Origin of the sequence: Priestia endophytica DSM 13796, from assembly GCF_900115845.1 — a bacterium.
GTDB lineage: Bacteria > Bacillota > Bacilli > Bacillales > Bacillaceae_H > Bacillus_I > Bacillus_I endophytica.
Genome location: NZ_FOXX01000005.1, coordinates 94,400 through 119,413, shown reverse-complemented (window position 1 = coordinate 119,413; position 25,014 = coordinate 94,400). Strand labels below are relative to the sequence as shown.

Genomic DNA, 25,014 nt, shown 5'->3' with positions numbered 1-25,014 from the left:
GGATGCAAGATGAAATTAAAAAAAGAAGAGGATGTTCAATCAGAAATAGAAGAACTTAGAGGAAAAGTAAAAGAACTAGAAAATGTTACACAAACACTTTATGAAGAAATTCAAACTCTCCAAACTTCCGTACCTGCAAATACTCCTCGTGCCTCATCTCCATTAGTTGGACAAATCGGCGGGCTTGTATTAGGAGCCATCGCACTTATCGGACTATTTTGGTTTTAAGAACAAAAAAAGCTAGGGAAATCCTAGCTTTTTAGGCTGATGCATGTGAACTTTTTGCTTTTCTTACATCCCAATGGTTTAGAAGTCTAAAGATAGGCGGAAGCATAATACAAACAATAATGATGCGAAGCACTTGAACAGCTACAACAAGGGTAGAATCAGCATGGAGTACAACAGATGTTGTAGCCATTTCTGCAATTCCTCCTGGAGCAAAAGCGAGTGCAGCCGTCACAAGGGAAATACCTGTTAGTTCAGAAACAAAAAATGCACAAACAAGCATGGCTACAATCAGTCCAATAGTGCTTACAAAAGCAACAAATATCGTTCTTTTTAATCCTCGGAACATTCTTTTATGAAAACGAGAGCCAATACTTCCTGCTATAGCGAGTTGAGACAAAATCATCATGCTATGCGGCCAATAAGCAACAAGGTCATAGCCCGCATACATAGAGGAAAGAGCTTGAACAAGAGCTACCGTTACCATTCCCCCAACGAGCCATGGAGCCGGAAATCTAAGAATTTTACCGATATAGTATCCTCCCCACGCTGCTAAAACAAGAACTAAAGACCAAATGATATGTGGAAGTGTAAAACTTCCTCCTGCTGAAGCTGTTTCGGTTAAATGTGAAACAGGCTCTGAATAAGAAGAAAACCAAGAGGAAACAATCATTGGTATAGTCAAGACAACAAGAAAAACCCGCATTGTTTGAATGATGCTTACAACGCCAGTATTTGCTCCAACTTCTTCCGCAATCCCAGGCATTGCACTCAATCCACCAGGTGCCGTCCCAAAAAAGCTTGTTAACATATCTGTGCTACTACATTTCCATAATATAAATCCAGAAAGAAGAGCAAAGAAGATGGATAAAACAAGAACAACAATAATAGTGAACCAATTCTCGGTGAAAATTTCAATGATAGATAAGTTGATTTTTTGACCAAGCTCAATAGCTAAAATACATTGGCCAATTCTAAGCCAGTATGGAGCAATCCCTTTCCCTTCTTGTAATTTCAAAAATTTCGGTCGAAAAAGAGAAAGTACAGCTGCTAAAATGAGTGTACCAAGCATCCAACCGATAGAAAGACCTGTTAATGAAAGGAGCAGTCCCCCTACTCCACTTATTAGAATAAATACTATGCTATAAAAGAATCTCTCATTTCTCATAGCTACTCCTTCTTTCTACACATCACTATCCCTTATAACCTCCAAGAGTACCGTACATTTAATAAGAGATGTTATATCAAACTATAGTATAATAAGAGATATAAATAAAATATTATATTTTTATATTTAACCATAACTAATATCTATGACTTATATTGAGGTGATGATATGGATGAAAGAGATTGGCTTATTTTACGTACGCTTTACATCCAACAAAATATTACCAAAGCAGCTAAGAGTTTGTACATCTCACAGCCTGCACTGACAAATCGCCTACAGCAAATCGAAAAAGAATTTGGAGTTCAAGTTGTTATAAGAGGAAGACGCGGCGTCCAATTCACGCCACAAGGCGAGTATTTGGCTCATTGTAGTGAAGATATGCTGTTACGAATTCAAAGCATAAAAGAAAATGTTCTTAATATGGAAGATGACTTCACAGGAACACTTAAGCTTGGGGTTTCAAACCTTTTTGCACAGTATTTGCTTCCTGACTTACTCAAAATGTTCAAAGATCAATATCCTAAAATTGAATTTAAAGTAACAACAGATCAAAGCAGTTCTATTACACATCTTGTTCATAATGGCAGCGTACATGTTGGATTTGTTAAAGGGGACTATAGCTGGAATGATAGAAAACACCTGTTATTTCAAGAAGAAGTATGTATTGCATCAAAAGAGAAAATAGAGTTGGAGAATTTACCAAGGATGCCTCGGATTGATTACAGAGCAGACCCATTACTAAGAACCCTTGTCGAAAACTGGTGGGTTGAAAATTATCCTCAGCCTCCTAATGTAAGTATTGAAGTTGATAAGGCAGACACTGCAAAGAAAATGATTATAAATGGCCTTGGTTACGCAATTTTGCCTACAATGACGCTGAATGATGCTCCAATAATTCATAAAATACCTCTTCAAAATAAACAAGGAGAACTTATTTTAAGAAACACGTGGATGTTTTATCATGAGGAGTCTATGCAACTTAATATGGTTAAAGCTTTCGTGAATTTTGTAGAAAAAATGACATTTAAAGCTTCATAAATTTAAAAAGGACATAGCCTAGTAGGCTATGTCCTTTCTTATTTTAAGCTTGCGGCTCAATTAATCCATATCTTCCATCTTTTCTTCGATAAACTACATTTGTCGCATCTGTTTCAGCATTCGTATAAACGAAGAAACTATGTCCTAGCATATTCATTTGCAAAATGGCTTCTTCACTATCCATTGGTTTAAGATCAAAACTCTTTGTGCGGACAACTTCGAATTCATCATCATCTTCTTGTTCTTCGAGAATCGTTGTGGAAGTTGTGCCTTCCATTTCAGCGAAAGCATATTTTGCTCCGCCCTTCTCACGTGATTTTCGATTCACTCTTGTTTTATGCTTGCGAATTTGACGCTCAAGCTTGCTTACAACAAGATCGATAGCTGCATACATATCATCGTTTGTTTCCTCGGCTCTTAAGACAAGAGAATGAAGCGGAATAGTAACCTCTATTCTTTGGCCATCGCTGTAAACTTTTAAGTTCACATTAGCTTCGGAATTTGGCACTTCTTCAAAATAGCGCTCAAGTTTGCTAATTTTCTTTTCCACATATTCTCGTAGTGCTGGAGTGACTTCAATGTTTTCCCCTCTAATGTTGTAAATCATGGGAATTCCTCCTTTTGATCCAAGGTATGCCTCTACTACTTCTTTTCCCGACAAATTGTTTCTTAAACCTACAAAATAGTTTGAAAATTTTGTTTTCTTGTTATATAGATTATCATACCTCTTCTCCCTTTGCAAAAGAAAAGGACGGGAGACACAAAAAATTCATAAAGAAAATGAAGCGGGCCTTAAAGAAACCCCTTCATTTTCTCTTATCATAAAATGTACCATCATGGCTTTCTATGCCGTATGGATTAACATAACGATTCTGTCCACGTTCCCGATTTTTCAATGCTTTAATATCCTTTGAAATATTAAAGCGAATCTCACGCAGTTTTTCATCAATAGAGTCATTGAGCTTAACCATCTCTCTTCCAAGCTCCTTCTCTTCCGCTGAAAATGGCGGTTTAATAAGTTTTATAGCGATATCTCTATCGTTTAACAGCTGTTCAATATTCTGAATATGCTTATCACGATCATGTCCTTTTTGTGAAAGTTCTTGCTGCAGCTTTAGTGTTAACTTATATGCTTCTTTTACAGCATTCATTCATGATCATATCCTTTTAATAATTTTGTCTTTTGAATAACTTCTTTCCATGTATCTCTAAATTCCACAACATAAGATTCAACTTCTTCTAAAATGTTTACATTGCTTTCAATATTGGCCTTCATTAGACGTTGATTCATATAATCATACATCGCTCTCATCTGATCTGATAATTCACTTCCTGTTCGCAACGTAACCCTCAGTTCTGTAATAATATTTTGAGCTTTAATTAAGTTTTTGTTTTTTTCCTCTACTTCTCCATTTTCAATTGCCGTCTTTGCTCTACGAATAAACTTTAAGCAACCATTATAAAGCATAAGTGTCAACTCTCCAGGAGTTGCTGTATTAACAGAGCCTTGCTGATAAGCTTGATAAGCATTGTTCATAGTTATTTCTCCTTTACTGCATGAAGTATTGTGATAAATAAGAAGACTGAGAGTTTGCTTTTTGGATAGCTTGCTCCATCGCTGTAAACTGACTCCAATAACGATTTTCAATCATTTTCAAACGGTCATTAAAATTATTAATACGCTCATCAAGATCATTAAGGCTTTTCCCAATTGTATATTGAGTATCAGACTGTCCTGTGTTTCCTGCTCGTTTTTCAATTGTTATAATGGTATCTTTTATCGTATTACGAAGACGCACTGCGATTCCTTGTGTATCATATGTATCTCCATTTTTTGAGAAAAGCTCTGAAATGGCTTGTGGGTTCTCCTCAATTTGTTTCTTCAGCTTTGCTTCATCAATTTCTAAGACCCCACCGAGACGATACTGCTTTGTTGTTGTGATTCCAATCTCAGATAAGTGATCAATACCAAAAGATCCACCTTGCAGTGACGTATAAAAATCAGACCTCATACTATTTAAAGCACTCGACAATGTGCTATCACTACGAAGAAGTCCACTTTTTGCTTTTTCTTCCCACAGTTCAACCTCTTTATCAGACATCTCTTTCTTTTGATCACTTGTAAGTGGCGCATAGTCACGATAACGAGTTTCTCCCACTTTTTCATTAATCTTGGTAATTGTTTCATTGTACTTCGTAACAAATTCTTTAATTTTATCAAAAATACCATCAACATCTGTAGATGTGGTAATAGTAACAGGAGTGTTAGTTACTCCTTTCAAGGTGTACTTCATTCCATTCATTTCGAAAGTATTTGTTGTTTTTTGCATTTCAAATCCATCTATGATAACGGTTGCATCCTTACCTTTTTCACTTTCTTGAAGTACTGTATCGTTTAGTTGAAACCCTAGATTATCCGTCATATATGAACTTGTGGCACTATCTGCAGCCCTAATTTCCCCGCCAGTTCCTGTCTTATTGTTTACAAACACAAGTGTTTCAACGTACTGACCACTTGTTGTATCACGAATTCGTTCGTTCATAGCTCTTACGCCTAAACCTGAACTATTAATTGCTTTTACAACGTCATCAGCTGTTGCTCCTGCTTTAATAGAAAACGACACCTCTCGAGCTTCTGTACTTCCTGGGTCTTTTACTGTGAACTTCAATTCCTGGGCAGCTGATGAAGAAGTGAAACCACTTGATTTGAATCGACTAGAAGCTGCAAGCTGTTTAACTTCTATTTGAGTAGAGATATTTTGGCTAATGTTTACTGCTGTCGCTGTAACCTTTCCTTCCTCAGAAGAAGTAACCATTTTCTTGTTGAATGTACTACTTAGGATAATATTATCAAAAGTATAGTTACTTAAATCATTTAATGAAGTATTAATCTCTCTGTACTGATCGCGTTGCCATTCTAAAGTTTGCTTCTGCCCTGTTAATTTATTAAGTGGAACACGCTCAGCCGTCATTAATTTCTCAACCATGCTTTCCGTATCAATCCCACTTGCTAATCCACTGATCCTCATTCCTGTCATCTTTTCACCGCCTATATTTCTTCGAAGGTATTTTTATTTATATCGGCTTTTCTTTTTTCTTTTTAATAGGAAGTTAGCTCGAATTATAATCTATATTTTTACACAAACTAAAAACCAAGACCACTCTTATGGCCTTGGTTTTCATTCATTCACAGCATCCTGAATAAGTTCAGTTAATGCCTCCGATCCTTTTTGAGTAAGATGAACTCCATCTCCCCCAAAATATTCGGGGTGCTCTAAGGATTCTTTATGCCAATTTATTAATTTTACGTTCTTATACTCCTTGGCTTTTTTAGCTAGTGTTTCATTAACTTGATCTTCCCATGAACGTGGAACACGCGTATTTACAAGATAAACGTTTGCTTCATCGAAATATGATAGTAATTTATCAATCTGTTCATCTGTAAAATAACCATTTGTTCCAAGCTCAATAACAACAACTGCATCTTTATTATTAAATGATGCATATGAAGGAGCTATTTCAATCGCCTCATAAAGCTGTCTTCCAACCTTCCCATCAATTGTTATATTTGGGTATTTTTCATGAAGATTTCCTGCAATATCAAGCATAACAGAGTCTCCAATTGCAAATATTTTCTCAGGGGGAGTTAATGACTTCTCTTGTTCATCCACCTTAGAGGATTCTGATTCCTTCTCTTTTGAATCTGTGTCTTTTGATTGCTGAGATTCTTCTTTTTTCTCTTTTACAGCGTGTTCCTCTTCATTTTGATTTGGAGAAACCTTAACGCTCGTTTTCTCTGGAGATTCATGTCTTACTTCTCCCTTAGCTAGACCCGTTACACCAGCTGTAAATACAAGTACAATGAGAAAAATAGCTACTGTTGATAGTTTGCGAGTAATAGAAAGCTTTTTCCACGTTAGTGTTGTGGTTGGAATATAGCGTTTGAAGAATTGTCTAAACCCGTTTTTACGAATCGGCATCTCAATCATTCGATATGACCACTCTGCTACAACAAAAGTCACGAATATCTGCAAAGCAATACGCCAATAATTTTGTGTACCAATCTCTTCTACAGGCGTTGTAAGTACAATAACTGGATAATGCCAAAGATAGATTCCATATGAACGTGAACCAATCCATCTTAATGGCTTCCAAGATAGCAATTTACCAAGAAGGTTGCTTGGATGGCAAATACATGCAACAAGAATGGCAGTATTTAAACAAAACAGCAGCATTCCACCTTGATATACAAACGTTTGATATTCACTAACAAAGAAGAAGCAAAGTATAATAATAAGGAAAGAAACAATACTTACTCCGTTAAATATTTTTCTCACTTTCACAGGAAGTTCTTTTGCTGAGAGCCTTTTTAATGGCCAAACAAGTGCTAGCCAACAGCCAACCAAAAGCTCAAATGAACGTGTATCTGTACCATAGTAAACACGACTAGGATCCATGCCTGGTTCGTAAAGCATTCCCATTGACATTGCTGAGATCAGAATCCCAACGAGAACAACGCATGATACTACACTTCTTCTTTTAAAGATATAGAAACTAACCGCTAACAATATTGGCCATAGTAAATAAAATTGTTCTTCAATCGCTAAAGACCATAAATTCTTTAATGGTGAAGGAGATCCAAAGCTATCAAAGTATGAAAGCTTATGGAAAATAAACCACCAGTTGCTCGTATAAAATAAAGATGATACAGCATCTCCGCGTACAGTTGCTAACAGTTCTTCTTTAAATAAGACAACCCATACAACGGTTGCAATAATCATTACATATGCTGCAGGAAGTAATCGGCGAATTCGTCTTATCCAAAAGTCCCGAAAATCGAATGTTAGTCTGCTTCCATGCGAAGGTAAAATAATAGAAGTGATCAAGTACCCGGACAGCACAAAGAAAACATCAACTCCGAGAAATCCTCCCTTGGCCCAACTAAAATTCAGATGATAAGCAATAACTGATAACACGGCAAACGCTCGAAGTCCATCTAGTCCATAGACATATCGATGATGCGTTTTGTTGCTCAATATAAATTCCTCCAATAACCCTTTCTGTTTCTCCCTGTTGTGTACAAAAGTTGTTCACATTAATGTAATAAAAAAAGAATTTTCATTTTAGCGTAAGTTATTTTAAGGAACGGAGATAAGGTCTGATGTGATTTTTAAATATATTCTGACTGACAATTATGTATACCTTTTACCCTTCTTCTACAAACTATATCAACAAAAAAGAGGTCTCAAAAAGACTCCTTTTCCATTATATATTTTCTGCAATTAAACTTCATCCCATTTTCAATAATAAGTCTTAAGCCCCACTCTCATTTACCATAATATAGGAAAATTTAACATTTGTCACTAATCAATTCAAATAACAAAAAGGCTTTTTTCTCCATAAGAAAAGCAGCTAGAAAATGTTCTAGCTGCTCTCTTACTGAACCTTAATTGCTTGTCTCTTCTTTATAGTAACTTTTAGATACAAGCAAGCTTACAATATATCCAATTACCCCTCCAACAATTGCTGGAACAATCCATCCTAAACCAATTGAGTATAATGGTAAAATACTTCCGAAAAGATTGTCGATAAATGTGATATGAACACCCGCATCTCCTAGCCCATCAAAAAGGCTAACAATAAATGTTAAAATCAAACTACCTTGATAAATTTCTGTTCGTCCTTTGAATAAAGGATGTAGAAATGTTAAGAAAATAAGCACAATAGCTAGTGGATAAATAATAGTTAATACTGGAACTGAAATAGCAATAAGCTGAGTAAGACCAACATTAGCAATGATCGCACTGAATACAGATAGAGTAATTGCAATAGCTTTATATGAAACAGACGGAAATAACTTATGGAAGAAAGCTGAACAAGCTGTAATTAAGCCAACGCTTGTTGTTAAGCAAGCTACAGTAATCATAAGTCCTAAAAGAATAGCGCCATAAGAACCGAAATAGTAATCTGAAACACGTGCTAAAACTGTTCCACCGTTATCTAAATGACCAAGCTCTGAAACGCTTGATGCCCCCATATAAGAAAGTGCGGTATAAATTACGGCTAAAATCACGGCTGCAATAATAGTTGCCTGCACGCAGATTTTCATGATTTGTCCTTTTGTTTTAGCTCCCTTTTGTTTAATTGCATTAATAATGATAATTCCAAATACAAAAGAGGCTAACGTATCCATTGTTAAGTATCCTTCTTGGAATCCTTTAGAAAAAGCATGTGTCATATATTCAGGACGCGGTGCTTGAAAAGGTCCAATAGGATTAATAAAAGCTACAAGAACCAAAATTCCAATAAATGTTAACTTCAGTGGAGTCAATACTTTTCCTACTAAATCGACAATTTTCGCAGGATTTAGTGAAAAAAAGCACGCAATGCTAAAGAAAATAATCGTAAAAATAAGAAGTGGCCAGAACCCTGCATCTTCACCTAAAAATTGAACTACAAATGGATGAACTCCAATTTCATATGACACCGTTCCTGCTCTTGGCATTGCAAATAGAGGCCCAATTGCTAAATAAAGAACAACCGTAAAAACAAGTCCAAAAACAGGATTTACGCGGCTTGCTAGTGACTGCAAATCATCCTTACCAGAAAAGCCAAGAGCAAGTACACCAAGTAACGGCAAACCGACGCCTGTTACAAGGAATCCAGCGTTTGCAGACCAAATGTGTTCCCCCGCTGTTTGGCCTAACATGGCTGGGAATATTAAATTTCCTGCTCCAAAGAAGAGAGCAAAAAGCATAAGACCGATCACAACAACAAAGGAAGTCGGTACTCTAGTTGACATATTCAAAACCTCCGTGAGAATTAAAATTAATTATTGTAGAAAACAATTAAAATTTTCCGAAAATTATAATCGAACACAATTTTAAGAACTATTAACGTATTATATACGTATAATTTCGGTATTTCAATATATAATTTTAGTTTTATTTTTCCTCCCCCGAAAGAAAGCGCTTCAAATCTAACAAACAAAAGGACTAAAGAACCAGAATTTTTCATATATTTCTTTGCAGTTACTAAAAAAGAACCTCTCTTGTACTAAAACAAGCTCGCTCTTTTCCCTTTCTGTCTTACTTTATCATTCCCAATAATTCTTTAATTAGTAAAAAAATTCTTGTTAAATCTATTTTTTTCAACTACAAATTAATACTTGTATGATTTTTTCAATTGATTTCTGATTCATAAAATGCTTTGTGTTAAAACATTTTTCACTCTAAGGGATATTCTATTTTTCATGAACTAGGATGTTTATCCAAAAAACCATCCCAGTTTCAAATATGTAATAAGAACCTAAAGTGAGCAAGCCTCCTATCACTACATAAAATTTACTTTTTTACCTTTTATTATTAATTATCCCTTTCTCTTCGTGTAATATAAAAGTATAGATAACAAAGGAGGTATTCACATTATGTTTTATATCTGTACAACATGTGGTGTTCAATATGACAGTAGCTTTCAACACCCTAAAAAGTGTGTAATTTGCAACGATGAAAGACAATATGTGAACCCTAATGGACAATCATGGACAACACTTGAAGAGCTAAAGGACTCTTCATACCGAAATATCTTTTCTCAAGCTGAAGAGGGCCTTTATAGTATTAAAACAAGTCCCACGTTTGCTATTGGCCAAACAGCTTATCTTCTTCAAGGAACAGAAGTAAATATCTTATGGGACTGTATTTCCTATCTTGATGAAGACACTATAGAGTACATTAAGAGCCTAGGAGGAATTCATGCTATTGCCTTGTCCCATCCTCATTATTATTCAACTCAAGTAGAGTGGGCAGAAGCGTTTAATGTTCCCCTTTATATTCATCGTGATGACAAACAGTGGGTTATGAGGGATAGTGAACATATCGTTTTTTGGGAAGGTTCGATGTTAAAGATTAGTCAGGATATTACGCTTTATCGCTTAGGAGGACATTTTAAAGGAGGCGCTGTACTGCATTGGGGAAATGAAGATGGTGTCTTACTTACGGGAGATATTGTTCAAGTTGTAGCAGATCAGCATTGGGTTAGCTTTATGTATAGCTATCCAAACCTGATTCCTCTCCCAGCTTCGAAAGTGAGCGAAATGGTAGAACAATTAAAGCCTTTACATTTCGATCGACTTTACAATGCTTTCCACCGTAGTGTAAAGGAAGATGCCAATAGAGCTGTACAACGATCAGCTGAGCGCTACATTAAGGCTTTAGATGGCTCACTATTAAATATATAAATAAAAAAGAGTTTCCCTTAAAGGGAAACTCTTTTTTATTATGATGCGTGTCGCATCTTTCTCATAACAAAGCTAACAATTAGAACTAGGATGACGGCACCGATAATTGCAGGGATAAGGGCAAAACCGCCAACAGTCGGACCAAAGCTACCAAAGATAAGTGAACCTAACCAGGCTCCGATAAAACCAGCAATAATATTTCCAATAATTCCACCTGGGACATCACGACCTGTTAAAACTCCTGCAAGCCAACCGATAATGCCACCAACAATAATTGTCCATAACCACGACATGTCTTATCTCCTCCTTTATCAAGATTGTTTTCGTTGCTTAGTTAAAGTATACCCAGAAAGAAAATTTAAAAACGTCATTGAACACATAGAAATTAAACCTATAATAAAATCTAAAGTTGTCTTCTTCTTCAACTTTAATTCTATTTAAACTTCTTTCAATGAGATCTTTTTTTACATTCATAGTGACTCTCTTTGACATCCTTTTTACTATAAATATAATGACCAAAATGAATTTATGAACTTTTATAGAAAGATTGTTTTTATGGTTTACATTAATTACTAAAGGGCGTATGATAGCATCAAAAGGTAAACAATTTATCTTTTAAATTCAAAAAAGGGAGGAAAACAAAACGTGTGGGTAATTACTGTTTATGCAGACCAAGACGTAAAAATGTATGAGTTTGACGATGAACATGAGGCAAAGGAAGCGCTAGGAAAGTTAGAGAACTGCTCTTGCAAGATTCTCTCTCAAGTTATTTATTATAATGACGAATTCATCGTTGAAAAGGCGGCTGTTTAATTTTGGGACATGGGCCCCTTTAAAGGTATAAACTTTACATTACCCTTATGGAGTTCCATCAATTGAAACTTTTGAAAATTTAAAAATGTAATTTTGAAACGAATTGTAGAGATAGTAGATTATTAACGCTATTTACTCTTAATAATATATTTTGCTCACGCCAAAGTTTAGCACCGTTCAATGAACGGTGCCTTTTTTATCGAATATCTTCAGGCCACGTTTCTCCGTGATAAGCCATATCCCAAAAAAGAAATTCAAATCTACTTGTATTTAGAAAAATTTCCTCTAGTTTCTTTCTTTCTTCCTCTGATTTTCCTATTGCTAGTTTGTTCATTAAGTCTTTTAACCAATTTGAAAGTTCACCAAATTCCTTTGAACTATACATCTCTACCCATTCTCCGTAAAATTCATGCTCAAGAGCTCCTGGAATTTTAGCCAATTCCCTTCCAATTTCATTATAGCTCCACATGCAAGGAAGAAGGGCTGCTACAAGTTCGGCAAGTGTACCATTTTGAGCAACTTGTAGCATATAATGCGTGTAGGCAATTGTTGAGGAAGCAGGCTGAGCATTTTCAAGCTCTTCCTCTGAAATAGCAAATTTTTTCGCATATTGACGATGAAGATCCATTTCGACATTTAACGTAGAATGCAAGATTTCTCCAAATTTACCCATTGTTTCAACATCAGTTGCTTTCACACTTCCAAGTGCAAAAAGTTTTGCATAGTCAATGAGATAGAGATAGTCCTGAATCATATAATGACGAAAACTTTCTTTTGGAAGGGTGCCATGGCCGATCCCTTGAACAAATGGATGCTTATGATTTGCGATCCAAATGTGTTTGGCTTTTGCATAAAGTTCTTCACAGAATGTCATTTATTTTCCCCCTTTTTTGTATGACACCAGTTATAAATAAATTCAATTAATACTTTTGTGAAATCTACTAAACTCTCAATTGATACTCGCTCATTTACGGCATGTGCATACTTTGTTTCCCCTGGTCCATAAATAACGGTTGGAATTCCTGCTTCCCCTAACCATCCTCCGTCTGTGACAGAGGTAGACATTTCTATTTCAGCTTGTTTTTTTAAAACCTCTTTGTGGATGTGCTGAAGCATTTTCACTCCATCATGAGTTTCATCAATTTCAAGTGCAGGAAATATTTCTCCTCTTTCTTCAATCATTGATGATCCTCCCCACCTAAAGCTTGGAGGATAATTCCTTAACCATAGGTCACCATGAGACATTCTTAAAATATAATCTTCAATTTCTTTTGTAACACTCTCGTAAGTTTCATTTGGATAGAAATGTACGGTAATCCACAGGCGACACTCATCAGCTACAAAAGCAGGGTGTCTTCCTCCTTCAATGACGGCAGGATTAATTGTTGTTGTTCCTGGGAGAAAACCATCATAAGTTTTTGTGACCATCCAATGTCTTTCGAGTTCATTGAGCCAGTTAATGATCTTCATCATTTTCTCAATTGCGCTGGCTCCGACCGTTTCTCCTCCCGCTGCAATCATATGCCGCCTTGTTCCATCATGAAATGTTTGATCACTTTTTACTGTAATCCATCCTGTAATTACACCGCCCTGACCACGAATAACCATTTCACTTGTATCTACAACAAGTGCAAAATCAGCACTATACCCTCTTTCACAACACTGTTTTGTTCCTGCTTCTCCTACTTCCTCTCCAATCACAGATTGGAAAATTACATCACCAGGAAGTTCTACACCATACTCTCCCAATAATTCTAATGCAAAGAGAGCACACCCTAATCCACCTTTCATATCGGAAGTTCCCCTTCCAAAGAGATATCCATCTCGTACAAAAGGAAGAAATGGGTCACGTTCCCACTGCTCGTTTTCATCTACTTGAGCCACATCTATATGGCCGTTAATAATTAAGCTGTTATACTCTCCACTACTTTTCCCCTTTTTAACTCCCACAACATTTGGATCGTTTTCATAAACATCCCACATTTCAACTGCGAATTTATTTTGTTTAAGCTGCTTTGCCACAAATTCTTGCGCTTCCCTTGTATTACGGGCGGGAGGGGCAGGTGTTTTAAATTTCACAAGTTTCTCAATAAGTGAGATTAGCTCTTCTTTTCTTAACTCTACTTCTCCTAAAATCTTTTCTATATGTTCCATACTTTCACTCCTTATTAGAGCGAAGGAAACGAAAAAACCCCTTCACAATGTGAAGGGGTGTGATTATGTACGAATGCCTAATAAAACAATTCGCCAACCACTTCCCTTCGCTAGCATTACCTAGATCAGGTGTAAGGGTCAAGACACTCGTCTCTCTCAGCCTTTCACGGCACCCCTAGCAGTCTTACTTCTCTATTATTATCATAATACTTTTTTTATTGCAAACGTTCATAAAAACAGCTTAATCATAAGGAAGATAAAAATAGCTCCTCCAATTAAAATGCGTCTAAGTCCTTTTCCCTTTGAACTTTTCAGTTTATGTAAACCCCAAATGATAAGAGAAATTCCTAGTGTGACACCCATTAAGTCTAAAAAAAGTTCCCTCGACGTTATCAGCGCAAGAAGGGGAAACAAAATGGTCAAAAAAGCAAAGAATAAACCTATAACGAAAAGGGATAGATTTCGTTCGTAATTTCCATAAGACATTGCGTTCCTCCTTTACAGAAATACTAACAAAAAGAGGTTTAGGATGATATAGGAACGTCGCCTCGTTTTATTAAAAAAAGAGCCCTTTAAGGAGACTCTCTTAAGGATTGTTCATATTCTTAAATATATTCATAAGATTTTCTTCAAGACTTGCAGCTTGCTCATTTTCCGTTTGGATTGCTTCGTACACTTCTTGCCTATGAACTTCAATATGTTTGGGAGCATTGATCCCTAGCTTAATTTGTTCTCCATCAATATCTACAATTTTCAGTTCAATATCTTCTCCAATTCGGATACTTTCGCCAACTTTTCGTGTTAAGACAAGCAAAAAGATCCCCCCTACTTCATCATCTTCCGAAAGAGTGGATGTTTAGTTTTATAATCCGTGCCTGTTAAAATAATTTGTCTTCCTCTTTTTTGTTCACGATTTAAAATAAGCGGTGCTTGTAAATTAATAGTAGACTCCAAAAATGGGTCCATTATTGTTACAAAAGCATAGACCATTACATTTTTCTCTGAGGTAATATCAAGTTCTGTCATATAATGCGAAGCTAGGTTGAAGTCATATTCTTTATAAAAAGCAAACGGATCTGCAATCACAAAAGCTAAATCTGGTGTTTTTAAAGACTGAAGTAAAAAGAAGACGTCTTCATCATTGAGAGGTAAAAGAGTAAATTTCTTTTCTTCTAAGAAACCAGGAATACCTTTCGAAAAAGTAATCACCTCTTCACGATTTACTTCTAATTCCCCATGATATTTCGTTGCTATTTTCATCTTTTCACCACTTTATAGTATTGTTGTTTTTGACGTTTTTAAACAGAAAGCCCGGTAAATGCCGAGCCTTTTGCTGTCTATTATGCTAGAAAATCTACTAAACTCGGCTGCATAATTTTAGCTCCCACAGCTAATGCTGCCCGCTGAACAGTCTCCTGCATTTGTAGGTCCATAATTGCTTTCTCAAAATCTATATCTTCTACATCTGAAAGTTTCTTTTCAAGAAGTTCTCCTTGCTCGTTTAAACGTGCTTCCATAATTTCCAGACGATTTGTACGAGCTCCGATGAGAGTTCTAGCGCTTATAATAGAGTTAATATTTTCATCCATTGCGGAAAGCTGATCACCAATTTCCTCTCCTGATGAACCTTCTGCTAAGCTTTGTTCAAGCTTTGTAAGATTATCAAAGAAAGCTTGACTAAAAACGCCCGTTCCATCAGTACTAATATCAATTGGAAAACCTTTAGATAGTTCAATTGATATTGGTTTCTCACTAGCTCCTACAACAATTGTTCCGTTCTTGTTATCTACTGGCGCTTGTCCAGTATTTATTCCGTTAAAAAGAAACTTCCCTTCAATGTTTTTATTCGCAATTGAAACAAGATGTTCTTTTAGTCCGCTCACTTCGAGTCTAATAGCTTCTCGCTCATCTTCAAGTTTTGTTCCATTTGACGCACTCACTGTAAGTTCTCGAATTCGTTGCATCACTTTATTTGCTTCTTCCAGAGATCCATCGCTGTTATCAAGCCACTTGTAGGCTTCTGTAAAATTCTCTTTATATTGGTTATTCTCGTTTAAATTTATTCGGTAGTTTAAGCTTTTAACAGCACCAATTGGATCATCAGATGGGCGGTTCAACTTCTTACCACTTGTTGCTCGTTCTTGTAAATTCATTAGTTTCTCATAGCTATTGCTCATATTACGCAACGTATGTTGAGAAATCATGGACTGTGTTACTCTCATCGTTTTCCCTCCACTAGCGGCCAACAATGCCCATATTATTAATGATTCGGTCAAGCATCTCATCCATGACCGTCATGCTCCTTGCTGCTGCATTATATGCATGTTGAAACTTAATCATATTTGTCATTTCCTCATCTAAAGAAACCGAGCTAACGCTGTCTCGCTTTGTTGAAAGAAGATCTCTGACATTTTCACTATTTACTTTTAGTCTATTAGCATTTTGGACTTTTACACCAATCTCCCCAATCATTTCACTATAAGCAGACCTGATTGTTCCCTTGCCAACATTGGGATTTAAAAGTTCAGCAAGTTTTGCTGCATTTCCTCCATCACTTTTCTTATTTCCTTCAGCTCCAACTGCTATATTATCCGTACTCTTCATAATGTCATCTGAAAGTGTGATTGTGCTTGAAGCATTTTCTGATGAAAACGTAAAAAAGTCGCTCCCTTTTTCTCCATCTTGCTTGTAGCCATTCCCATGAATATTATTAAATTCTGTTGTAAGAGTTAGCGCAAGCTGATCAAGCTGATCAATCGTTGTTTTATAGATGCTTTGATCTGTGCCAAGGTTACGAATTAAACTTTGAAAACTTCCTGTTGAAGATACAGTTGTACCATTAATCTGGATTTCTAGATCACTTCCGTTAGAAACTGTCTCAACCTTTTTCGCTATATTCCCTTGTACGAGTGCTTCACTGCTTCCAGCTACCTTAATCGTATAGATACCTGCAGCGGCTCTGTTAGCTCCGCTGCCTGACGAAGTGCGCTCAACTTTAATACCCATATAACTTGAAAGCTTATCAACAAGCAAATCACGTTGATCATAAAGATCATTTGGCAAGTAACCAGATGGCTCAAGTTCACCGATTTTTTGATTTAAATCTGCAATCTGAGATGCAATAGAGTTAATATCATCTTTTGCTCCATCTACTTCTGCTTGAAGGTCTTCTTGTGCAGTTGTTAGTGCACTATTTAAGTAATGGAATGTGTCTGTTAAAGAAACGGCTTTCTCACGGACAACCGTTTTAATTCCTTCATCATTTGGGTTAATACTAAGATCTTGAAGAGAGCTCCAAAATTCATCCATCGCTCCCGAAAGACCTGCACCTTCTTGATCGTTCATAATTGCTTCAACAGTCTTAAGGATATTACTTTCCATGTCAGCATAACCAACTTGTGCCTCTCCGCTGCGATATTGAGCATCAAGATACTGATCACGAATTCGCTCAATTGAGCTTGCTTCTACCCCTGTTCCTATCGTTCCTGCTATTTGCGGCGAGTTCATCCCACCCGAAGGATATGGGGAAGTTGCTTGCAAATTCACTCGTTGCCTTGTATAGCCAGCTGTATTGGCATTCGCAACATTCTGTCCAGTTGTTTGAAGGGCTGATTGCTGAGCATGAAGAGCCCGCAGTGATGTTTCAAGTCCTTGAAATGTAGAACGCACCAGTCTTTCCTCCGTTTCTTTTATGCTTTACTATCAAACATAGAACGACTAGGAGCTGACGGACGCTCTTTCTGCGAACTATGATAATTTAAGTTTTTAGGCTGATTGCCGAACATATCTAAAGTCATATTCACAACTTGTAGGGAATGATAAAGAAGCTGCTGATTTAGTTCATTACGCTCTTTTAATGCTAAAAGACAAGTGCTCAACTCTTCCTTCAGTACCTCATATTTGGCTCTTTGAGGAAGAGGGAGTTTCTCGATAATCTCACCTAGTGTAAGGGATTCTCCCCATATTAATAACACTTCTCGCCGGCGAGCTTCTTCTAGTTTTGTTATAGCTTTTATGTGAGACTGCTCCTCACTCATTAGCTTTGAGAGCATTGTTTCGTTCTCTTCCTTCAAGCATTCTGTTTTTTGTTGAGCTAAATGTAATAAACTTTTATGAAGTGATAAAAGCTTTTCTAATAATGCCTCTAACCGGTCTATGTTCATTACTTATTCACCTTTTGAAAATTTCTTATAATAGTCAACAAGTGAAGACGCTACTTTATGCGCATCAACCTTATACGTTCCATTCTGCACCTGATTCTTTAATCGTTCGATCTTATCTGCTCGTTCATTTTGAAAATTATTTGTTTTTTGAAGCTCTTTTGCCTGAGTTGATATCTGAACTTCATCACGTCTTGTGACAGAAGTTCTTTCCACCTGTCTCTGTTTTTCAGTTTGGTTTTGATATGGATTCATTCCTGATGAATGAAAAGGATTAATCTTCATTTTCCTCACCTCACGAAATAATTACCGCTATATCTTATCTTTCTTTTATTATCGGTAAAAAAACAGAGGATTTAAAGGAATTTAAGGAAAATGATAAAAATAGTAATAATAACATATTTTTCTTCTTTTTTCTACTTTTTATTTGTTTTTTCGTGACAAAAGAACTAGAACTTTATTCCTTTTTCAAGGTTTGTTCTCGTTCATAAATCTCTAAATCTTTTCTAAAATCATAGCGACAAGAATTACATATCCTTCCTTCACGCGTTTCTTGATGACAAACTTCACATTGGTAGTATACATTTGGTAAATATGAAAGCTGAAGCCACCCTTTACGAACAAACTTATAGAATAGCGGTATAGGCACCCCAGTAGCTTCTGTTATCTCTTCAAGTGTTAAGAGTCGGTTGTCTCTATTACGAATAAACTCTCCTATTCTTTCATAGTGAGCAATCTCTTCCTTATAGCAATCGTTACAAACACTAATAAAGCTATTCTGAATAAACAGACTTCCACACGTCGGACAGTTTAATAGTTGTGACATTCTTACCCTTTCGCTCCTTCATTCCGCTCTTCTCCTAAAAAGAAAGTCGCGCCGTTACCTTTCTTATCGGATAGTTCTTACAATTGTTTATCTTAGCTTCTTGCTAATGTCATTGCTGAAATAAGACCTGCTCCGTTTTGTTTTAACACCTTACTTGCTCTATAAAGAGTTGCTCCTGTTGTATAAATATCGTCAATGAGGAGAACCTCTTCATTATTGAGTTTCCGAGAGGAAGAGAAGGTAAAAAGCTCTTCTTGTAGACGCTCTTGTTTATTTTTTTGGGACTGTTTTTCTGTATGAAGGCGGGAAAGGGGCGAGACGATCTGTCGAGGTAAAAGAGAAGCTAAAGCTTCAGATTGATTGAATCCTCTCTCCAAATGGCGTTCTGCTGAGAGAGGAATAGGGATGATAAGGGAGCAAGTCTTAAAGTGTTGATAGAAAAGGGAAAGCCACTCCTTTTTAAAAGATAGCAAAAGCGCATAGTCTCCTTGGAACTTAAAACGATTCATCCATTCTTTTATAAAAGCATTATAGTGCAGTAGAGAGCGATTCTTTGTCATCATCTCCCTATATGAAGAAGTTTTCCAGACAGCACAGTCCTTACAGATATCATGATCAATAAACTGCGAAGAAAGATGAAGAAGGCTACGTCCGCATAGCAAACAATACGGTTCTTTAATAAATAAGCATTTCTTAAGACAAAGCTCACAAAGGCCAGTTTCCCCCCCTTTCAAAAAGTGAGAGAATGTAAACTGTGACGTATGTACTCCTTCACAATATAGGCAGGTATTCATTCAATAAGCCCCATCTTACGCGCTTTCTCGTTTAGAGAAAGAATCTGTTTTCTTGCCCGAATCATCTCTTGAGTTCGGCCGAAATGGAAAAGGGTAACATCTCCATTTGGATAATTAGCACTTCTACCCACTCTTCCTCCAATTTGCACGAGCGCACTTTCTGTAAAAATATCCTCCTCCGCCCCTAAAACAGCAACATCTATATTAGGGACTGTTACTCCCCTCTCTAGAATAGTAGTTGTTACTAAAATGCGTGTTTCACCATTTCGAAACCGTAGCACCTTTTTTTCTCGATCATGATCTTCTGCATGGACTCCTTCTGTCTGCTTTTCCCCTTTTTTTATAATTCCCACAATTTTAGGAATCACTTCAATCGATGGTACAAACAAAAAGACTTGTTTTTCTCTTCTTTCCTTCAGCCATTTTTTAAGCTTCCATGGAAGCTCGTTTTTTAAGAGCTGTTTTTTCCAGTTTCCACACCAAATCATATGTGGTACAGGTATCTCTCTTCGATGATAGCGTGCAGGTAGAACAAAGGCATCTCTCCTTCCTCTCCTTATTTCCCGCTGCCACTGACGATTCGGTGTTGCAGTGAGGAGGATTGTTGCACAACTCTGTTTTTTCACATTTTCTACCGCTTGTTGAAGCATTTTGTCATATGAGAATGGAAAAGCATCTACCTCGTCTACAATTACTACATCAAATGCTTTTTCATAACGAAGCATTTGATGAGTTGTAGAAATCGTAATAGCTCCACTTTTTCCTCTGTCTTCACTGCCTCCATATAAAGCGATAACAGAAGAGTAAGGAAATGCTTGCGCTATACGAGGCTTTAATTCACGTACAACATCTGCTCTTGGTGTAGCAATAAGAACATTCTCTCCTTGTGAGAGAGCATAATTAATTCCTTCAAAAAGCATTTCTGTTTTCCCTGCTCCGCAAGCGGCCCAAACTAAGAGTTCTCCTTTTCCTTGGATTGTCTCTTTAATGGCCTCTGCTCCTTTTTGCTGCATCTCGGACAGTTTACCGTTCCATGCTAAGAAAGCTGGATGTTCCCTTTTCTTATAGATAGGACCACTCCAAACAAAAAGTGGTGTGCACATGCTGATTCTCCCCATTCCAATGCAAGCACGACAATAAAAGCACATCTCTTTACATGTATAACAAGGAAATGCTCCAAACTTTTGTAAGACCGTATTTCCACAACGATTACATTGACATATATCCTTTTTTTTATTAATTCCTTTTATAATCTGAACATATCCTTCTTTATAATGCTCATAAAGGGTGATAAATGGAACTGAAAGTTCGGTAAGAAGCAACTTTCGTTGTGATAACTCTTCTTGAAGCTTCTGTGAAAAAGGGTAGGCATCATTTATGGGATAAAAAGTGTAGGTAGAGTGATAGGAAATCGGTTGACCTTCTTGAGGAGAGAAGACAAGCTTATTATCTTCAACAGTAAAAAGCATAAAACACCTCTTTTCTTTTTACTATATCAACTTTTCATAACTTGTTATCAACGTCTTCATAGGGATAATAAAAAAGAACGAGCATAAAAACTCGTTCTTTTTTATTTACGGTACCATCCAAGCCCTAAAGCACCTTCACCTAGATGTGTACCTATTACAGGTCCAAAATAAGAAATATTAACATTTACATTGGGATATTTATTTTCAATCTCTTTGCAAAGTTCTTCCGCCTCTTGAAGACGATTAGCATGAATAACTGTTGCTTCAATTGGCACCCCTTGAAAAGCATCTTCATGAAAAAGCTCTAACACTCGTTTTAAAGCTTTTTTTCTTGTGCGAATTTTTTCAAATGGAACAATTTTTGTATCTTCAAAATGAAGGATTGGTTTGACTTGAAGAACACTGCCAATTAGGGCTTGTGCAGCACTCAATCTTCCTCCTCTTTGAAGATGTGATAAGTCGTCCACAATAAAGTAAGCCCTAATGAACGGTTTCATTTCATCAAAACGTTTAACAATTTCCGTTGCACTTTTGCCACGAGCAGCCATATCTGCTCCTTCTAGAGCATAAAACCCTTCTACCATGCAGCTTATCTCTGAATCATATGGATAAACAGTCAGTCCTTCTACCATTCTCCCTGCAGACTGAACGGTTTGATAAGTACCGCTAATACCACTTGAGAGCGTGATAAATACTGCTTCATCATAATCAACTGCTATTTCTTTCAATAACTCTACAATCTCACCAATTGGTGGTTGTGATGTTGTGGGAAAAATTTTTTCTTGTTTTACTTTCTCGTAAAACTCTTCTGCAGTTATATTCTCTTCTTCTCTGTATTGCTTGTCATTAAAGATAATGCTTAATGGAATACTATATATATTCTTTTCTTCTCTCAATGATTTTGGAATATATGCTGTACTATCAACAATAATTGCCGTTTTCACTCATGCTCCTCCTCAGATTTTTCCTATGTATAAAATCTTTCTAAAGAAAGAATACCCATTATTATGTATTTTTACTCTATGTGCAAGAAAAGGTGAGACAATTTGCCTCACCCTTTTGACTATTTTTCTTTTACAGAACGCTTACCCAGCCATTTTTAATAGCTACAACAACAGCTTGAGTTCGATCATTAACATTCATTTTTTGTAGGATATTACTTACATGGTTCTTAACTGTTTTTTCACTAATATATAATGTTTCACCAATTCCGCGGTTGCTTTTACCATCAGCTAAAAGCTGTAATACTTCACACTCACGACGAGTTAAAAGGTGAAGCGGACGGCGAATTTCAATTTCTCTTGCCGCATATTTACGTTCATTTTGAGCTTGTGAAGCTAGACGGCGATACTCATTCACAAGGCTGTTTGTTACTTTTGGATGAAGATATGAACCACCTTCTGCTACAACGCGCACAGCTTGTACAAGAGCATCTGCATCCATCTCTTTTAATAGATATCCAAGCGCACCTGTTTGCAAAGCATGTGTTACATATGTTTCATCGTCATGAATAGATAGAATGATAACTTTTGTATCTGGATATTCTTCAATTAGCTGTTTTGTTGCTTCAACACCATTCAATCCAGGCATATTAATGTCCATAATCACAACATCTGGATTATACTCTTCAACAAGCTTTACAGCTTCTTCTCCATCGTCACCTTCTGCTACAACATCAAAGTCTTGCTCAAAGTCTAAAATTCGTTTTACCCCTTCACGGAACAATTGATGGTCATCTATAATTACTATTTTCGTTTCCATATCTTCTTACCTCCTAAAATCTATGTGCCTACGTTTTATGATTGGAACAGCTGAGACTGAGGAACAATAATCATCACTTTTGTACCTTTGCCAATAGCTGAATTGATTTCTAGTTTTCCATCTAAAATTTCCACTCGTTCCTTCATTCCCATAATCCCGAATGATTGCTCTTTTTTCTCTTCTACTTCAAAACCTTTTCCATCGTCTTTTACAATAAGAATGACTTGGCTATCACACACTTCAATTTTGACAGTCACATAGTTTGCATCGGCGTGTTTAATAGCATTTGTAATCGATTCTTGCGCAAGACGGAATAAAGCAACCTCAAGTTTTGGCGGCATCCTTTTATCAGATCCAAGTGATGTGAATGAAATCTGTGGTTTACCATCATTGTAATCTTCAACAGTACTAATATATTTTCTTAAAGTGGGAATGAGCCCTAAATCATCTAGTGCCATCGGTCTTAAATCATAAATAATTCGCCTTACTTCATAGAGAGCTGAGCGAACCATCTTCCGTAAGTCTCTAATTTCCTTCATTGCCTCATCAGGGCTTCTTTCACGATAGACTCGCTCAATTAGTTCGGAACGCATCATAACGTTAGCGAGCATTTGAGCAGGACCGTCGTGAATTTCGCGGGACAAACGTTTCCTCTCTCCTCTTCTTGAGCCTCAATAATTCGGAAACCAAAATACTCTTTTTGAATGGCATCTTCAACAATCTCTCCAACTTGTTGGAGATCGTCTGTTAAGTACGATAAAATCACCGAGATTTGCGACACAAGATGTTCAGCTCGTTCAATCGTCTCTGTTAACGTAAGAAGCCGTCTTTCAACTTCATCACGTCTTTGTTTAAGCTGGTGTTCAAGCTGACGATTGACCATAAGCTTTGTTTGGAAATTGTGTGCTTTCTCGTAGGCTTCCTTTACTTCCACTTCGTCATAAATTTTAAAATGGCGGCTCACATCAGAGAGTCTTGCTCTCGCAGCACGCACGTTTATTTCAAGACGATCACCTTCTGCAATAGTTTCAAGCACTTTTCTCTTTAACTGTTCAAGTTCCTGGTGCAATTGCTCGAATTCTTTGCGAGAATCTTCAGCAATACGGTGAATCTCACCTTTGCTATTGTCAACTGTATAAATAATTCGTTCAAAAATTTCATCTAATACTCGGCTTGTCAATTTCTGTTTCGACATCTTTTCACCTCAAGACAAGCTTTTTTGGACAAATGTAACATGCGAATGTCACATTGTTTCATATAGTTAGGCAACACGCCTCTATCCTTCTAAACTTTTCACAACGTGAACTTCACGTTATAGTACGGAATGGGGATTCCGTCAGTTGTAGAGTTTCTTTATTAGTAAAATTATTACTAACTTAATAGGCACCTGTCAAAGTCTTGCTCTCTTACCACTGTGCTTATGACATTTCGTGTTCCTTTTAATTTGCCGAGTACAATTTTTGTCATTATAATGAGAAAGTGAACATAGTGAAGTTGTTCAAATACGACACTATTTTCACACATCTTTCCCTATTTTTTTTTAAAAACATCAAAATGTAACATAGATTTAATAAAACGATAATACATAAAACATGACTATAGTTTTGGTGAATATGTATAGATTTCAGGCTAACCTATAATTTTAAAGGAGGGACTTTTTTCAGTGCTTACCGAATATTATACAGCAAAAGAGCAAGGAGAACATGAGATTATCATCCAAAAGTCACGCTTTATCTGTCATGTACAGCGCGTGAAAACAGAAGAAGAGGCACAAAACTTTATCCAAGACATAAAAAAAACGCATTGGAATGCTACCCATAACTGCTCTGCTTATCTTGTAGGAGAACGAGATCAATTTCAGAAAGCTAATGATGATGGTGAACCGAGTGGGACAGCAGGTGTGCCAATGCTTGAAGTGTTAAAAAAACGCGGTTTAAAAGATACTGTTGTTGTTGTTACACGCTATTTTGGAGGCATCAAACTAGGTGCTGGCGGTTTAGTACGAGCATACAGCAAATCGACGTCAGAAGGTCTTAACGCTGTAGGAATTGTTAAGCGAACCCTAATGAAAGTCATGCATATAAAAGTAGACTATACTTGGCTTGGCAAACTTGAAAATGAACTGCGCACATCTACCTATAAGCTTAAGAATATCAACTATGCGGAAGATGTTGAATTTGAAGTTTATGTTGAAGAACCTCGTATTGATTCCTTTGTCGAATGGATGACAGAATTAACAAATGCACAGGCAATAATTGAAGAAGGAGAAAATACCTACCTAGAAGAAGACGTTCTCTAAAGGCTTGTTTACGAATATGAAGAAACATTGTAAAATGAAATCTAACGCTTTGATTGAACACAGTTATTTTC

27 protein-coding genes, 1 pseudogene and 1 riboswitch are annotated in these 25,014 nt (G+C 36.6%); of the genes and pseudogenes, 5 read left to right on the top strand and 23 right to left on the bottom strand.

The window, feature by feature from the left end; genetic code table 11:
- The first annotated feature begins 9 nt into the window (after positions 1-9).
- Positions 10-228, top strand: a complete 219-nt coding sequence (locus tag BM012_RS11285) for a hypothetical protein (protein ID WP_061804722.1) — start codon at positions 10-12, stop codon at positions 226-228.
- Positions 229-259: 31 nt separating this feature from the next.
- Here BM012_RS11285 and BM012_RS11280 read toward each other — a convergent pair whose 3' ends face one another.
- Complete coding sequence (locus BM012_RS11280; RefSeq protein ID WP_061804723.1) at positions 260-1,393, bottom strand: AbrB family transcriptional regulator; 1,134 nt, start codon at positions 1,391-1,393, stop codon at positions 260-262.
- A 168-nt stretch (positions 1,394-1,561) separates the two neighbouring features.
- On the opposite strand from BM012_RS11280, the gene BM012_RS11275 reads away from it, so the two are divergent.
- Positions 1,562-2,431, top strand: a complete 870-nt coding sequence (locus BM012_RS11275; RefSeq protein WP_061804724.1) for a LysR family transcriptional regulator — start codon at positions 1,562-1,564, stop codon at positions 2,429-2,431.
- 43 nt (positions 2,432-2,474) lie between these two features.
- On the opposite strand, the gene hpf is transcribed toward BM012_RS11275, so the two are convergent.
- The 6 genes from hpf to brnQ form a co-directional block, all read right to left on the bottom strand.
- Positions 2,475-3,038 (bottom strand): ribosome hibernation-promoting factor, HPF/YfiA family, encoded by a 564-nt coding sequence (gene hpf, locus BM012_RS11270; RefSeq protein ID WP_061804725.1) that lies wholly within the window; start codon positions 3,036-3,038, stop codon positions 2,475-2,477.
- Between the two features lie 199 nt (positions 3,039-3,237).
- Positions 3,238-3,582, bottom strand: a complete 345-nt coding sequence (locus BM012_RS11265; protein WP_061804726.1) for a flagellar protein FliT — start codon at positions 3,580-3,582, stop codon at positions 3,238-3,240.
- A complete protein-coding gene (fliS, locus tag BM012_RS11260; RefSeq protein ID WP_061804926.1) occupies positions 3,579-3,974 on the bottom strand; it encodes a flagellar export chaperone FliS in 396 nt (131 codons plus the stop codon). The genes BM012_RS11265 and fliS overlap by 4 nt, the downstream gene beginning before the upstream one ends.
- Before the next feature lie 7 nt (positions 3,975-3,981).
- Positions 3,982-5,469, bottom strand: a complete 1,488-nt coding sequence (locus tag BM012_RS11255; RefSeq protein ID WP_235606168.1) for a flagellar hook-associated protein 2 — start codon at positions 5,467-5,469, stop codon at positions 3,982-3,984.
- A gap of 141 nt (positions 5,470-5,610) precedes the next feature.
- Positions 5,611-7,467: an acyltransferase family protein gene (locus tag BM012_RS11250; RefSeq protein ID WP_061804727.1), complete on the bottom strand. Its 1,857-nt coding sequence runs from the start codon at positions 7,465-7,467 to the stop codon at positions 5,611-5,613.
- 410 nt (positions 7,468-7,877) lie between these two features.
- On the bottom strand, positions 7,878-9,233 hold the full coding sequence (gene brnQ / locus BM012_RS11245) for a branched-chain amino acid transport system II carrier protein (RefSeq protein ID WP_061804728.1): 1,356 nt from the start codon (positions 9,231-9,233) through the stop codon (positions 7,878-7,880).
- Positions 9,234-9,857: 624 nt separating this feature from the next.
- Between brnQ and BM012_RS11240 the strand changes: the two genes are divergently transcribed.
- The gene (locus BM012_RS11240; protein ID WP_061804729.1) at positions 9,858-10,667 is read left to right on the top strand and encodes an MBL fold metallo-hydrolase; all 810 of its coding nucleotides are present in this window, start codon (positions 9,858-9,860) and stop codon (positions 10,665-10,667) included.
- A gap of 38 nt (positions 10,668-10,705) precedes the next feature.
- Here BM012_RS11240 and BM012_RS11235 read toward each other — a convergent pair whose 3' ends face one another.
- A complete protein-coding gene (locus tag BM012_RS11235) occupies positions 10,706-10,960 on the bottom strand; it encodes a GlsB/YeaQ/YmgE family stress response membrane protein (RefSeq protein WP_061804730.1) in 255 nt (84 codons plus the stop codon).
- Positions 10,961-11,312: 352 nt separating this feature from the next.
- On the opposite strand from BM012_RS11235, the gene BM012_RS26400 reads away from it, so the two are divergent.
- Positions 11,313-11,480: a hypothetical protein gene (locus BM012_RS26400; protein ID WP_019394881.1), complete on the top strand. Its 168-nt coding sequence runs from the start codon at positions 11,313-11,315 to the stop codon at positions 11,478-11,480.
- A 196-nt stretch (positions 11,481-11,676) separates the two neighbouring features.
- Here the strand turns inward: BM012_RS26400 and tenA are convergent, their stop codons facing one another.
- From tenA to BM012_RS11160, 15 genes and pseudogenes are all read right to left on the bottom strand, one after another.
- A complete protein-coding gene (gene tenA / locus BM012_RS11230) occupies positions 11,677-12,354 on the bottom strand; it encodes a thiaminase II (protein ID WP_061804731.1) in 678 nt (225 codons plus the stop codon).
- A complete protein-coding gene (locus tag BM012_RS11225) occupies positions 12,351-13,634 on the bottom strand; it encodes an acetylornithine deacetylase (protein WP_061804732.1) in 1,284 nt (427 codons plus the stop codon). The genes tenA and BM012_RS11225 overlap by 4 nt, the downstream gene beginning before the upstream one ends.
- A gap of 85 nt (positions 13,635-13,719) precedes the next feature.
- A riboswitch (TPP riboswitch) is annotated at positions 13,720-13,821 on the bottom strand.
- 41 nt (positions 13,822-13,862) lie between these two features.
- On the bottom strand, positions 13,863-14,120 hold the full coding sequence (locus tag BM012_RS11220; RefSeq protein WP_061804733.1) for a hypothetical protein: 258 nt from the start codon (positions 14,118-14,120) through the stop codon (positions 13,863-13,865).
- A 100-nt stretch (positions 14,121-14,220) separates the two neighbouring features.
- Positions 14,221-14,448: a carbon storage regulator CsrA gene (gene csrA, locus BM012_RS11215; protein WP_061804734.1), complete on the bottom strand. Its 228-nt coding sequence runs from the start codon at positions 14,446-14,448 to the stop codon at positions 14,221-14,223.
- 11 nt (positions 14,449-14,459) lie between these two features.
- Positions 14,460-14,894 carry a flagellar assembly protein FliW gene (gene fliW / locus BM012_RS11210; RefSeq protein WP_061804735.1) on the bottom strand — a complete coding sequence of 145 codons (435 nt, stop codon included), beginning with the start codon at positions 14,892-14,894 and terminating at the stop codon, positions 14,460-14,462.
- Positions 14,895-14,974: 80 nt separating this feature from the next.
- On the bottom strand, positions 14,975-15,856 hold the full coding sequence (gene flgL, locus BM012_RS11205) for a flagellar hook-associated protein FlgL (protein WP_061804736.1): 882 nt from the start codon (positions 15,854-15,856) through the stop codon (positions 14,975-14,977).
- 13 nt (positions 15,857-15,869) lie between these two features.
- Positions 15,870-17,303: a flagellar hook-associated protein FlgK gene (gene flgK, locus BM012_RS11200; RefSeq protein ID WP_061804737.1), complete on the bottom strand. Its 1,434-nt coding sequence runs from the start codon at positions 17,301-17,303 to the stop codon at positions 15,870-15,872.
- Between the two features lie 20 nt (positions 17,304-17,323).
- Positions 17,324-17,797 carry a flagellar export chaperone FlgN gene (flgN, locus tag BM012_RS11195; RefSeq protein ID WP_061804738.1) on the bottom strand — a complete coding sequence of 158 codons (474 nt, stop codon included), beginning with the start codon at positions 17,795-17,797 and terminating at the stop codon, positions 17,324-17,326.
- A gap of 3 nt (positions 17,798-17,800) precedes the next feature.
- On the bottom strand, positions 17,801-18,079 hold the full coding sequence (gene flgM / locus BM012_RS11190) for a flagellar biosynthesis anti-sigma factor FlgM (protein ID WP_061804739.1): 279 nt from the start codon (positions 18,077-18,079) through the stop codon (positions 17,801-17,803).
- A gap of 172 nt (positions 18,080-18,251) precedes the next feature.
- On the bottom strand, positions 18,252-18,620 hold the full coding sequence (locus BM012_RS11185) for a hypothetical protein (RefSeq protein WP_061804740.1): 369 nt from the start codon (positions 18,618-18,620) through the stop codon (positions 18,252-18,254).
- 92 nt (positions 18,621-18,712) lie between these two features.
- The gene (locus BM012_RS11180; RefSeq protein WP_061804741.1) at positions 18,713-19,414 is read right to left on the bottom strand and encodes a ComF family protein; all 702 of its coding nucleotides are present in this window, start codon (positions 19,412-19,414) and stop codon (positions 18,713-18,715) included.
- On the bottom strand, positions 19,411-20,883 hold the full coding sequence (locus BM012_RS11175; protein ID WP_061804742.1) for an ATP-dependent helicase ComFA: 1,473 nt from the start codon (positions 20,881-20,883) through the stop codon (positions 19,411-19,413). Before BM012_RS11175 ends, BM012_RS11180 begins: the two co-directional genes overlap by 4 nt.
- Positions 20,884-20,984: 101 nt before the next feature.
- Positions 20,985-21,827 carry a DegV family protein gene (locus tag BM012_RS11170; RefSeq protein WP_061804743.1) on the bottom strand — a complete coding sequence of 281 codons (843 nt, stop codon included), beginning with the start codon at positions 21,825-21,827 and terminating at the stop codon, positions 20,985-20,987.
- 130 nt (positions 21,828-21,957) lie between these two features.
- A complete protein-coding gene (locus BM012_RS11165; protein WP_061804744.1) occupies positions 21,958-22,644 on the bottom strand; it encodes a response regulator in 687 nt (228 codons plus the stop codon).
- A gap of 35 nt (positions 22,645-22,679) precedes the next feature.
- A pseudogene (locus tag BM012_RS11160) lies at positions 22,680-23,839 on the bottom strand (sensor histidine kinase).
- A 468-nt stretch (positions 23,840-24,307) separates the two neighbouring features.
- On the opposite strand from BM012_RS11160, the gene BM012_RS11155 reads away from it, so the two are divergent.
- A complete protein-coding gene (locus tag BM012_RS11155; RefSeq protein WP_061804745.1) occupies positions 24,308-24,943 on the top strand; it encodes a YigZ family protein in 636 nt (211 codons plus the stop codon).
- The last annotated feature ends 71 nt before the right edge of the window (positions 24,944-25,014 follow it).